At 33.9% G+C, this 12,900-nt stretch carries 13 protein-coding genes and 1 pseudogene; 11 read left to right on the forward strand and 3 right to left on the reverse strand.

Translation table 11 applies throughout. The features are described 5' to 3' along the window. From T368_RS13860 to T368_RS15635, 9 genes and pseudogenes are all read left to right on the forward strand, one after another. Positions 1 to 429 (forward strand): Crp/Fnr family transcriptional regulator (locus T368_RS13860; RefSeq protein ID WP_034595220.1); only part of this gene is annotated, 429 nt, incomplete at its 5' end. Between the two features lie 27 nt (positions 430 to 456). Continuing rightward, positions 457 to 1,092 (forward strand): annotated as a pseudogene (locus T368_RS0109540) (type I restriction endonuclease); the annotation flags it as partial. Between the two features lie 219 nt (positions 1,093 to 1,311). Further along, a complete protein-coding gene (locus T368_RS0109545; RefSeq protein WP_004088010.1) occupies positions 1,312 to 2,226 on the forward strand; it encodes a hypothetical protein in 915 nt (304 codons plus the stop codon). Continuing rightward, positions 2,226 to 2,777 carry a hypothetical protein gene (locus T368_RS0109550; RefSeq protein WP_004088011.1) on the forward strand — a complete coding sequence of 184 codons (552 nt, stop codon included), beginning with the start codon at positions 2,226 to 2,228 and terminating at the stop codon, positions 2,775 to 2,777. Before T368_RS0109545 ends, T368_RS0109550 begins: the two co-directional genes overlap by 1 nt. A 104-nt stretch (positions 2,778 to 2,881) precedes the next feature. Next, positions 2,882 to 3,064, forward strand: a complete 183-nt coding sequence (locus tag T368_RS16810) for a type I restriction-modification system subunit M N-terminal domain-containing protein (RefSeq protein WP_230455653.1) — start codon at positions 2,882 to 2,884, stop codon at positions 3,062 to 3,064. Between the two features lie 67 nt (positions 3,065 to 3,131). Continuing rightward, positions 3,132 to 4,304 carry an HsdM family class I SAM-dependent methyltransferase gene (locus T368_RS13865; protein WP_230455655.1) on the forward strand — a complete coding sequence of 391 codons (1,173 nt, stop codon included), beginning with the start codon at positions 3,132 to 3,134 and terminating at the stop codon, positions 4,302 to 4,304. A 9-nt stretch (positions 4,305 to 4,313) separates the two neighbouring features. Next, positions 4,314 to 4,535: a hypothetical protein gene (locus tag T368_RS0109560; RefSeq protein WP_004088013.1), complete on the forward strand. Its 222-nt coding sequence runs from the start codon at positions 4,314 to 4,316 to the stop codon at positions 4,533 to 4,535. Continuing rightward, positions 4,536 to 5,180, forward strand: a complete 645-nt coding sequence (locus tag T368_RS0109565; protein ID WP_004088014.1) for a hypothetical protein — start codon at positions 4,536 to 4,538, stop codon at positions 5,178 to 5,180. A 114-nt stretch (positions 5,181 to 5,294) separates the two neighbouring features. Further along, the gene (locus T368_RS15635; protein ID WP_004088015.1) at positions 5,295 to 5,465 is read left to right on the forward strand and encodes a hypothetical protein; all 171 of its coding nucleotides are present in this window, start codon (positions 5,295 to 5,297) and stop codon (positions 5,463 to 5,465) included. Here the strand turns inward: T368_RS15635 and T368_RS0109570 are convergent. Continuing rightward, positions 5,404 to 5,679 carry a hypothetical protein gene (locus tag T368_RS0109570; protein WP_004088017.1) on the reverse strand — a complete coding sequence of 92 codons (276 nt, stop codon included), beginning with the start codon at positions 5,677 to 5,679 and terminating at the stop codon, positions 5,404 to 5,406. The genes T368_RS15635 and T368_RS0109570 overlap by 62 nt on opposite strands. A 427-nt stretch (positions 5,680 to 6,106) precedes the next feature. Here T368_RS0109570 and T368_RS0109575 point away from each other — a divergent pair, with 427 nt between their 5' ends. Together T368_RS0109575 and T368_RS0109580 are read left to right on the forward strand one after the other, a co-directional pair. Beyond that, entirely contained in the window at positions 6,107 to 7,642 is a 1,536-nt protein-coding gene (locus tag T368_RS0109575) for a DUF805 domain-containing protein (protein WP_004088018.1), read from the forward strand. A 133-nt stretch (positions 7,643 to 7,775) separates the two neighbouring features. Then, positions 7,776 to 10,958, forward strand: a complete 3,183-nt coding sequence (locus tag T368_RS0109580; protein ID WP_027338454.1) for a hypothetical protein — start codon at positions 7,776 to 7,778, stop codon at positions 10,956 to 10,958. A 118-nt stretch (positions 10,959 to 11,076) separates the two neighbouring features. Here the strand turns inward: T368_RS0109580 and T368_RS0109585 are convergent, their stop codons facing one another. Both T368_RS0109585 and T368_RS15930 read right to left on the reverse strand, forming a co-directional pair. Beyond that, positions 11,077 to 12,654, reverse strand: coding sequence for a hypothetical protein (locus tag T368_RS0109585; RefSeq protein ID WP_004088020.1), 1,578 nt, complete (start codon positions 12,652 to 12,654; stop codon positions 11,077 to 11,079). Between the two features lie 55 nt (positions 12,655 to 12,709). Further along, positions 12,710 to 12,900 (reverse strand): hypothetical protein (locus T368_RS15930; RefSeq protein ID WP_027338455.1); only part of this gene is annotated, 191 nt, incomplete at its 5' end.

Here is a 12,900-nt window from a genome sequence, read left to right on the forward strand (position 1 = left end):
GAAAGCTGTATCATCTCTACAAGCTGTATTTTATCAAACATTAAGGCTGATGTGGTGCTTGAGTTTATGGAAGATTCTAGCGTGTTTATTCTGCCAAATAAGATTTTTGAGACACTCACACAGAGTAATGAATCTATTATGCGTTTTAATCTATCTTTAGTCTCTAAACGCCTAAAACAAGCCTTTGATACCATTAATGATGTAACCTTTAAAAGTCTCAAAAATCGCGTAGTAAAGTTTCTACTAAGTAACGCTAAAAATAACCGCGTAGAAGCAAGTCAAGAGAGCATAGCAAACAATATCGGCAGTGCCAGAGAGGCAGTTACAAGAGTGATAAAAGAGCTAAAAACACAAGGGCTAATTGAGACAAATCGCAATGAGATTGTGCTTAAATCTAGGCTGTATGAGCTAGGTGAGGCAGAATGCTAGATAAGAATCTTAGGCAAAGGGGAAATAATGGATAATGTAATACTTAGCGAAGAAGACACCAAAAAGCGTTATATCGAACCTGCTTTAAGCAAAGCAAAATGGGATTTTGAATCCATTAAAATGGAATATGGAGTAAAAGCTAAAGATTATGAATTTAGCGAGGGCAAAATCGACATCAAAACAGGCAAAAGAGATAAAAGCACCATAAAAAAGGCTGATTATGTGCTTTTTCACAATGGAATCGCCCTTGCAGTCTTAGAAGCAAAAGCCTATAAATACGAGGATAGCGAGGGGATAGAACAGGCAAGAGATTATGCCAAAGCACTCAAAGCCCCCTTTGCCTTTTCTAGTAGTGGCAAGGGCTTTGTGAAATACACGCTTACAAAAGATTTTAAGGGAGTAGAAAAAGAGAATTTACCCCTTAATGCTTTCCCAAGCCCAAGGGAGCTTTATGAAGCCTATAAAAAATGGCAAAATCTCACAAATGATAATCTTTTACAAACGCATTGTGATTTAAGCCAAACAACACCGCGTTATTATCAAAACAACGCCATAAACGCCGCCCTAATCGCCGCACAAAAAGGACAAAACAGAATCTTACTCGTCCTTGCCACAGGCACGGGCAAAACTCTCATTGCCTATCAAATCGCCCACCGCCTTTTTATCTTTAAATTCAAGTCTTATCGCCTTTTTGGCACTCTTATCAAGGGTAAAAATTTTATGAGAATTTGCAAAAATATCCTTTGTATAATAAAATGGCATAATATGATGAAGTTTGAAGCCCTTTTTCCTTGTAATATTGTGTTTTTCAAATATAAATATTTTTTTATGGTGCAATATGCTAAAATTGCTTAAAAAAATTGAAAAATTTAAGGAGTAGCAATGACCTTGCACTATGTCAATGGTGGCGTGATGAGAAAAAATCTTAACAATCATTTTGATGAGTATTTTACAAAACCAGAGATTGCCAAAATGCTTTTTGAAAAGAGCAAAAAAATCATAGCAAAGTATGAAAATTTAGATAAATATACTTGGTTAGAGCCTAGTGTAGGCGGTGGGTGTTTTTACTCACTTTTGCCTGAAAATAGAATCGGTATTGATATAAATGCAAGTAAATTTGATATTTTACAGGGCGATTATTTGCAGTTTGAGTTACCACAAAAACCCCTTATTGTGATAGGAAATCCACCTTTTGGACATCGTGGAGTGTTAGCATTAGAATTTATTAAGCACTCACAAAGAGCGGATTTTGTGTGTTTTATACTGCCGATGTTTTTTCAAAGTTTGGGTAAAGGTTCAGTGCGTTACCGCGTGAAAGATTTTCATTTGCTTCACGAAGAAACTTTACCGCATAATTCTTTTTACCTTGAAAATGGTAAGGAAAAAGATGTGAAGTGTTGCTTTCAAATTTGGAGTAAAAATTATAAAAGTGAAAAGCAAGAGTTTAGCTGGTATAAACAAAAAGAAAAGCAAGAGCCTTTTAGCGAAATTTTAAAAGTGGTAACCGTGTCTCTAGCAAAAAATAGAGAGTGTGGAAAGGAATGGATTTTTAATAAAAAGGCAGATTTTTATCTCTCAAGCACATTTTTTAAAGAAAATGCGGTAGTAAAGGATTTTTCTGGGGTTAAATATAAAAGTGGGGTAGCGATTATTTATAATGAGGATGCTCCAAAAGAAAGGCTTGATAGATTATTTTTAAATGCAGATTGGATAAAGTATAGCTCACTTGCGACTAATGGTTGCAGACATATTGGCAAATCACATATTTTTCAACTTTTAGCTGAATCGGGGTTTTAATGGATTTAGAAAAACTTTTATTACAACTTATAGAGCAAAAATATAACGAAGTGCAAAAGAAGCAAAAAAGCGGGATTTTTGAGAAAATTTTGCACTTTGAAGGTAATGCAATAGGACAAATTGGCGAAAAATTTGTCAAAGAAGTGTTTAAGGCTTTGAATCTACCGCTTGATGAATTACCACAAGAAATTATCCACGATGAGTTTGACCTGCTTTCTCGTGGTAAAAAGGTAGAGATTAAAACCGCAAGAAAAGGCTTCAATAACAATACTTTTCAATTTAATGGAATCAATCCAAAATACAATTATGACTACATCGTTTTACTAGGCATTACAACAGAGAGTGTGCATTATTACATCGTGGATAAAAGGCAAGACTATCATTACAATCATACTTTGAGAAAAGAATATATTAAAGTGAATGGCAAAGACAAGCAACTTGTAATGATGAATCCGGGCAATCAAGTCAATCTTAAGCTGACATTGAATCTAAAAGAATTAAAGCCGATTGCAAATTTTAGCTATGAATTAAAAGATATTTTTGAGCTATAAAAACTCCCACTTTTTTCATTTTAACTAGCATTAAATCTATCCGTTTATAGCTAAATGCTAAAAAACTCTTTTTCAGTCTTAAAGCTATTCCAAATGCACAAAGAATGGAGCAAATTGCTTGGATTTTATTCCTAAAGCTTTATGATTATTACGAAAAAGAATGGACCGCCCTAAATGAGATGAATGGCACGGAGTATCACTCTATAATCCCCGAGCATTTGCGTTGGGAGTCTTGGGCGATAGGGCAGAAGTCCCCCACAGGCGAACCCTTACTTACATTTTGTTAATAACGAGCTTTTCCCTACGCTAAAAGCTTTAAACATCACAGAATCCACTCCGCTAAATCAATCCATCGTGCGAAAAGTTTTTGAAGATTTAAATAACTATATGAAAGATGGCTATCTTTTACGCGAAGTGATAAACGAGATAGAATCTAGCCTTAAAATTAACAATAGACAAGATTTTAAAGAGCTTTGCAAAGTCTATGAAAGCTTTTTAAAAACCCTGCAAAGTGCAGGAAACGCCAGCGAGTTTTACACACCGCGTGCCGTTACAGAATTTATGGTAGAAATGCTTAGCCCAAAGCTAGGTGAGAGTGTAGCCGATTTAGCGTGTGGGACAGGGGGCTTTCTTATATCAGCGGCACATTTTTTAGAAAAGCAAGTGAGTCTCACAAGTGAGCGAAAAGTCTTTGAAACAAGCTTTTATGGTGTAGAGAAAAAGTCCTTGCCCTATCTCCTTTGTGCGACAAATTTACTCATTAATGGCATAGAAAATCCAAACCTAAAGCACGGCAATGCCTTTGATTTTAGCAATTTTGAAGACTTTGATATAAATCTTACAAAATACCCCAAATTTGACATTATTTTAATGAATCCCCCTTATGGTGGTAATGAGCGTAATGATGAAATCAAAAACTTCCCCCAAGAATACAAAAGCAGTGAAACAGCAGATTTATTTATGGCACTCATTTTGCACCGCTTATCTTTCAAAGGCAAAGCCGCAGTCGTGCTACCTGATGGCTTTTTATTTGGTGCTGATAACGCAAAAATTAATCTCAAAAGAAAGCTTTTAAGTGATTTTAATCTCTATCTTATCTTGCGTTTGCCTAAAAGCGTTTTCGCCCCTTATACGAGCATTCCTACAAATTTACTTTTTTTCAACGCTGATAAAGGCGGCACGGAAAAGACGCATTTCTACCGCCTTGATATGCCAGAGGGTATAAAATCCTTTGGCAAAACCAAGCAAATGAGCCTAGAGCATTTTGAGCCATTTTTGCAGTGGTGGCAAAGTGATAGGCAAAGCTTACAAGATGAAAGCGGGAATTTCAAAGCAAAATCCTACACCAAAGAAGAACTTGAATCTAGGAATTACAACTTTGATTTATGCGGCTATGTAAGCGAAGAAGAAGAGATTCTAGAGCCTTTAGAGCTTATGGAGCAAATCAAAACCGAGAGAGATAAGCTAAACGCCACGCTAGATTCCATAATGAAGCAAATTTCTACTATAATTAAAGAAAACGAATAAGGAGAGACTATGCTACTAGAAGTCAGTATCGATAAACACAACAAAGACGCCATAATTTCAGCGATAAACCTTATTAAAGGCGTGGAGCTTGTAGAAGTGCTAACGCAAGCAGAAGACTATGATGACACCATTATGACAAAAGAGGATTATGAAGCGTGGGTAGAAGCGCGTAAGGACTTAGCAGAGGGCAAAACCATAAGCCACGAAGAGCTAAAAGAGCAAAGTGTGTAAATGAAACTACAAGATTCTATCCAGCAAGAGCTTTTCTCTAAAAATCGCCTACAAGGCTACGCAGATACACAAGAGCACGAGCAAAATCTCTACCTCATCGCGCAAATCACCCATAAAATAGGAATCCTAGAAATCATCATAAGAAACAAAATAGATTCTCTGCTAACAAGCCATAACCCCCATTGGCTTGAAGCCACAGACTTTAAAGACGACTTGCAAAAGCACACCAGAGATGCCATTATTTCCAGGCAAAGTTTAGGATTTTGGGTTAAAACCGCAGATTTTCACAATATCCACGCCGCCATTTTCCACACAGGTTTTTTAGAGACTTTGGATTTTAAAAAGTATTATAGAAAAAATAAAAACCGCTTTAATAGGACAATGAACTTAAGGCACTATCACAAAGCAAAGGCGATTTTACTGCTTTTGCGACTTATCCGCAATCGTGCCTTTCATTTTGAAAATCTCTATAAATTCGTTGGCAACGGCTATCCAAGATTGAATATACAAATCATAAATAAGCGCAACGAGGGCATTTATATAGCTATCCTGCCAAGCAAAATTATAGATTTTCTCAACGATGTGTTGATGAGTTTTCATATAGATTTAGTATATTATGCTGAGAATTTAAATGGTAATGACTGAAGAGATGGCGGAAGAGGATCCGCCTAGAAAGAACCAAAATTATAGCATAAAGACATTGAGATTATCTTAAACTATGCTTAATTATTGAAAATATATTTAACTTCAAGGAGAGAGATGAAAACAGATACGCTTAAAAAGCCCTTGCAGTGTGAAAGCACAAAAGAGTTAAAAGAAACTTTTAAGCAAAGAAAAGGCGGGATAATCTTTAGCACAATGCAAAAGTTTAGAGATGAAAACGAACGCTTTGAGCTTTTAAGCCAAGTGAGCTTCCACCTATGCCAATGATTACAATATGCGTGAGATCCTTTAGCACCGCACTATTATGCTGCATATATGCAAGGGAATCTTGCAGGGCTTTTGTCTCATAGGGGAGATTGTAGTAGCCGCTTTCTTGCTGCTTTTTTTCATTGATTAATTTTGTAAAGATTTCATCTCTCTCACTCTTAGACTCATCTGTATTTATAGCTAGATTCTTAAAGCCTAAATGAAACTTTACCATGATATTTCCTTGTGCTTACGAGATTTAAGATTTAAAACGCTATGATAAATCTTTTATTCTACAAAAAAAGTGTGAATATGTAAAAACAGATTCTAAAGTTTTGTCAAAATGCACCAAATGGAAGTTAGAATCTAAGGCTTAGTAATTATCATAACTAAGCCTTTGGATAAAGTATCTATCAATATGGAATCTCAAAAGATTCTAAAAAAGATATTTCGCCTTTTTAAAAGACTAAGTATAACAATATATAAATTCAAGATTCTATCCCTCATGGCAATAAGTAAGCAGAAGAATAACAAACACAAAAAGACTCTTTAACAAAGACATCAATACAGATTTAAACCACCAACAATACTCATTTAAGCTCCCTATAATCATATGTGTGATATATTTTATTCCTTCAATATAAGTTTATAAAAGGTGTTTTGTGTTATATTTTAAAATTCTTGGCAGCATATCTGATTCCAATGTGTTTAGAATATCGAGAAAGGCATATTGGTTTATGGTTTTAGTTGAGTTGGCTATATGTATTATGATAATAGTGTCATTTTTAGTATGGGCAAATTACATTGGCACTTATACATTGGCAGCAAAGTTAAAAAACTATATTGGACCCATACAATCCTGTGCTATGTTGTTGGGATTATTATACGGTTTTATGAGTATGGTAAGAGCAGCTATGAGAATACGCGATGTGGGATTTAGTGCTAAATACTACTATATCGGTTGTTTGGTTTGTGCAAGTCTAGCTTTCATTGATTCGATAATTGAATTGAATAAAGAAGTAGCAATATTATTGGCACTTATTATTTTAGGCTTTAATATTGTGGTTTTTATATTTACACTCATGCCTACAGATAAAGATGCAGAGCGATTTGGCACATTACCTACCTTTGAGAGTGGCTTTACTAAAGGGGCAATAACAACAGGCATTGCATTATGTCTTATCTTTTGTGTGATAATTGCAAAGCCCATGTATGCAAAAATGACACATATTACTGGCTGTCAAATCGAGGAAAATGGCAGGACAAAAAATCTTGGGGTGCTAAGATATGATTATAAATATTTTGGTGAGTTGGCAGAAGGTGAAGATATAATTTGGGATTTTCGGACTCATTTTATAATGATGACAAATAGAGAAGGACTTAAATATGACTTTACCACAAGGATTATGATACCGCCATTTGAACGATTAGTGCCTAAGGATTTTTCCAATGGAATCTTGCGTTGTTACAACAATAATACGGACAATGAAAAATATATAGAAATACCACTCAAAGACTATAAGATTCATGGTGATGTTTGGATAAGTCAATATAAAGAGCCACTTATTGTGCCATTTACAGAAGGTAGGATTAGTGATGGGAGTATAACTATTTTTGATATATCAGGCGAACAAAAAGAGATACGACACTATAAAGATGGCAAACTTGATAAAATAAACTTTTTTACGGATATATACCATGACAGCTATGAAATAAACTTCATTGATGGTAAACCACATGGGATTGTAACCGTTATAAGCGGTGCTAGAAATGTTTATTTGCATGGGTTAAGTTTTGGGATTTTGGGAAAGAACTGCTTTATGTTTAATGGATATTGCGTAAATAGACTAGAAATCAGGGGCAATAAGGAAACATTCTATAATAGAAATAATAAAAAGACAACAAGTTTGTACGAAGACTCACGAGATCCTATTAAAATTTATTATGATAAGTCTGGGAATATAAACCTTGTTAAAGAATCTTTTTGGGGTATGCAAAAAGAGGTTTATTTTTATGATGGTAAGCCACGAGTAATGAAAAAGTATGATCGACATATCTTCTATGGAGGCTATATCTTTAGAGATGATGGTATAGAGGAATTTAGTGGTAATGGTAATGGTAAGGAAGCGGAGAGGCAGTTTAATGACTATGTGCATCTTGTGTTAGGTATAGATTTAAGTGATATAGATGAGTTTTAGTTATTGTCGTTTTTAAAGAAAATAGAATCTAAAACATTGCCTTTTAATAGCTCTATGCTTTAATTACAAATATAAAATCTAATTTGCTATAATTCATTATGAGTTTAAGACATAAGGCATGGAGTAAAAACTAATGGCTATATATGATGAAAATGCGATAATTACAACTGCGACAACATATTTCAATAACGCAAAAAGATATATTAGAAAAAGGGATATGGAGATTTATCATCGCACTAAGGCTTTGAGTAAAAGCGATATGGATTTTTTAGAGCAATTTATGCTGATACATATTAAAAACATAGAAAAAGGCTCAAAGATTCCACAAAATTTCTATGCTTTTTTAGATAATTTCATACTTGATAATTTATTTATTAAACACTTTTTTTCAAGCTTTGAGATGCTTAGACTTATTTGCTATCGCTTTTCAATATTGCCAAGTCATGCACTATTAAAGGATACAAAAAAGGGCTGTGATAAGATTCTAACAAGTAATATAAAAAAATATAAACCACATAAAAAAGCAAAGAATTTGCTTTATGTTTTTACACCACTTCCAAACCTACAAAGCGATATAGAATCTTTTATAAACACTTGTTTAGACCTTTTCACACAAGATAAAGTAAATGGACTTATTATAAATCCTTTAAATCTTATCTTAAACATAGATTTTAAAGACCAAACACAACGCATTACAGAGCTTAGTGCCAATCTCCAAACACTGCTTAATAACTCAAATGCAAAAATGCTTATCCTTGATAATGACTGCGAGAATCTTTTTGTGCTTTTAGCGAGTATAGAAAATGCGGTGAAAAACATTAGCTATCCTGTTGATATTACGCTAAGTTTGCCTAGCTATCATTTTATGTCATTGGAAGCCCTAGATTATATTGCCGAGTTAAGCAAAAAGCTGTGCAGTCAAAATAAAGCAAAGCTATGTGTAAGGCTAAAAGACTTAGACTATACCTATGATATTATGGAGTTTAAAGCAGCACATACCCGCTCTATCAATACGCATTTTACAAATAAGGCAAATGCTAGAAGTAATTTAATCGCTTTGATTACAAAATGCTTTCAATATAAAGAGATTCTAACCTGTCATATAACAAGCACAAATATGTTTATTATCGCCCTTGCAAAAAGCCTTGATATGCAAATACGCTTTGAGATAGAAGCAAGTCTTCACTATCCATTGTATAGAATCTTGGCTAAGCAAGAAGCACAGCTTTTTAGCACAAGCTATTTTACTACGCAATTTAGCGATATGATTGCTTTGAGATTAAAGGGGGTGCATACAAGTCTTAACTATGGCTTACTTGATTATATCTCAATGCTTTATAATAAACAAGAATGGGAGAAAAAGTCTAAAGCTTTCCTGCAAAGTCTAACCCAGAGTAAAAAAGATGAGATTAAAAAAGAATATAGCCTTAATGCCCTAAAAGATTCTACGCTTTTAACTCAAACACAGCAATATAACTTTGAAACCTTTGACTATACGCTAAGAAAGCCTTTAGTATTATCTCAAATGATGCTTTTAGCAAATTTATCTAATAAAGATTCTAATACAGAATCTAGCAAAGATTCCATTGATACAAACAAGCAAACTTCATTTCTAAAAGACTTAGAAAACCTGCAAATATCTATGCCAAATACAAATAAGCTAGAAGATATTTTATACCTAAACGCACAAGATATGCACAGACTAAATATGCAAAGTATGAATAATGCCCCAGCTACATTTTCACTCTATGCAGAGAAAGAAAAAGAAGAATTAGCAAAAGCACAAAAAATGCAAGAAGAGATTCTGCAAAATAGAAGTAATATCATAACTTCTATCATCGGGCGATTAAAAGAATGCATACCAGCCCTTTTTGCAACACTTTGTGAGCTATATCCAAACACACCACAAAGCATTTATGAAGAGCAAGTCTATATGCTACTTGATAGCTTTAAATACTATGCTTACGCTTATAAGCAACTCCTGCAAGAGACAGAATCTGTCTTACTCATGCCGCTTGGAAATATCTTTATCCATACCAAAAAGTTAGCTATACATGAGATTGGTGCAGTAATAGCAAGTAATATTATGATAGGCAATGTCTCATTCCTAGAAGATTCTATAATCGCTAGAATCTTTTATTATCTTTTCACGCCTATATTTGATTTCTGCCCGTTTTTATGTGTAATGGAGAGTAAAAGGGTAAGAGAGAAAGAATTTATTGATTATGAAATCATTACAAAACAAGATTTTATGAAATTACAGGCAAGTGAGAAAACAAGTAACTTTTTAGTATGGGATAAAGGCGTTAGTGTCGTATTTATTAGCTCATTTTATGACATACATGAAGCAGCAAAGGAAGTGCAGTATATGCGATTTAGCCTGCACGCACAAATTCTAATCTATACAGATTCCTATATCTATGAAGTAGCAAAGCAAATTTTTATCCCCTCACAAGTTACACAAACAAGCCTTGCAGATTTAATAGCAAACCTGCCAGAAGACACTTCAAACTTTAGCCTTTTTACTTACAATAAAGCTGAAATGAATTATGCGATAAATAAGCTAAAGGTATCAATCTGTATTAATGGCGCGTATAAATCAAAGCTTGTATCAGGCACACCACGCACATTTTCACCGGGCTATTTGCAGCCCTTTGGTAGCAAACTCTTGCTTGGCAAACTCGTGCAGACAAGCCCTAATAGTGTGATTTTGCATAATAGCTTGTATTCGGATATTATTGGTTGCTTTAGTGAGATTTTGAGTGCTGATGAGATTGAGTTTCTCTATAATCTTAATCACAATTACAGCCAGTTTTTAAAGAATATCGCACGCACAGCAAGTCTTGATAATATCTATGAGACAAAAAAACCATATAGCATGTGTGTGCGTGTGTATGAAAAAGATGATTTTTTCCATGTATGTGTGATTATGCTTATTAGCTTTTTACTGCAAATACAAACGCGACTTAGCTTTACAAAAGAGTATTTTACACAAGATTCAAATACCAATATCACTAAAGACACGCCCACAAAGCTTCAAAAAGCATTGAAAGAAAAATATATTGATTATTTTACACTTATATTTGAAGATGAAAAAGAATTTAGAGATTCTATCAATACAGCTACTTTAGTGAGAATCTTACAAGATGAAAGCGAGTTTGCCACAACAGAGACTTATGCCTATCTAAGCAAGAAAGGAATCATTGCTGAATACTCACTCCCTATACTCAATCGCCACTTAGAGCTTGAACGCTACCTTGCCACACAATATATACAAATAGAACCGAATATACTTTTACAAACGCATGTGCGTTAATCCTTGATGGTTTATTTTAGAATCTAAGATTAATTTAGTATATTAATTGCATAAAAAGATTCTATAAAATGCCTTTATAAAAAGCTATAAGCTTGATTTTAGCTAAGTTTTAATGGGGCTAGTTAGAACTTTTTTGATTCACTATCACGCTTTGCAACCCTCCTGCCTTCCAATATGCTTTGGAATCATATTGATCTAGTTTGCATTGACTTTCATCTGTTATAAGCTCAATGTGTCCATATTTTTCTATTATGCTAGATAGTTTCGTGCAGTCATCTAAAAATATCATGTCTTTATCCAAATAGGGCAGGATATTAGCATACATATACATGGCTTGCAATACAACGACTATCATTTGCTTATCATCTCTTGGCGGTTGGGATTCTGCGATATGGTAATTTATAAATTCAATTTTACTGCTATCTTTTGGCACTATTGCATACACACAATACATACCAAGTATGCCAATAAGAGTGTTACGCAAATATTTATTCACGCTATATGATTTTAAACTTGTATCAATCATATAAAGCCCAAATGGCACTAATAATAAAAATATAGGAAAGATTGACATAATATAACGCAAGGTTTTATAAGGGGCAACATAAATAACAGCATACGACCAAATAAACGCACAAACTCCAAAGAAAATAACAAATAAATCCTTCTTATAGCACAATCTTTTGCGATACAAGAGTGCCAAACATAATCCAAGCAGCATTATCCCTAAAATAATCCATGAAAGATTGAAGCTTAAGATATTGAAAAAATTTTCAGTATTGTTTAGCAGATTCTCTTTTAAATATGTAAAATTTAGCTTTTCACCTGCCTCCACTCCGCGAGAACCACGGAATCCACGAGAATATTTTGTATATAAAAGAAAACAAAATATAACAGCAGTAATAAGAGATAGTGGAAAAAATATTTGCCATTTTTTCTCCCTTGTAAAATACTTTAGCTCCCATAAACTAGCACATAAAAACACCAATAATACAAACGGCACAGCAAAATATCCACTTGATAACAGCAATGCACTCAAAAATCCAAATATAACATAATAACGCCATGAATTATACTTGCGATAATCTAGTTTTAATCTCTCAACTATGCAAACAAAGCCCAAACAAAATGCTAGAAATAGCATTTCCTGCAAAGCATAAGGTCGCATAAACAAAGTGTTGCCTATGCTTGCAGGATTTAGAAATGCAAGTGATAAAAAGAGTAAAACAAGCCACTCATTTTGTAATAATTTCGTAGCAATGCGATAAGCACAATAAAATCCAACAAGAAAAAATACGAGATTTAAACTTATGCCACGATAAAATATATGTTGTAAATTTGTATCTGTGTAGCCTATATGCCATAAACGCAATATAATGTAGTAGAGACTTGTATGTGGATCATCTCTATTGTTTTTCCATAATTTATATACATCTTGAAACGCACCTTTTATGCTAGGGTCATTCCATAACAACCCCTGCTTTGCAGAATCGCTACTAAATACCTTCTCTTCTTCAAAACGCTTACCCCAACCATATTGATTATATTCAGTCAATATGATTGATAGAATCTCATCAACATGTGCATCTTTTTTCTGTTCCAAAAAGTAGATTCTAATACCAAGTGAAAGAAGAAGGATAAGTAACCCCCCCCCCCCCATGAGTAACCATGATTTATTCACAACTGATTTTTGCATTGAATTGTCTCCATTAATTTCAAATCTTTTTATATCTCAATTGAGAATCTTTTGATTATGCTTTTCTATCATGCCGTTTGATATAAATTGGACGCCTTTTTACTTGCTCATAAATCCTAGCGATATATTCACCAATGATTCCAAGAATGATAAGCTGCATACCACCAATAAATACGATTAAAGCAACAAGCGAAGTCCAACCACGCACAACATTCCCAAAACACAAAGCACCAATAATAGCATACA

The organism is Helicobacter bilis ATCC 51630 (assembly GCF_000686565.1).
GTDB lineage: Bacteria > Campylobacterota > Campylobacteria > Campylobacterales > Helicobacteraceae > Helicobacter_A > Helicobacter_A bilis.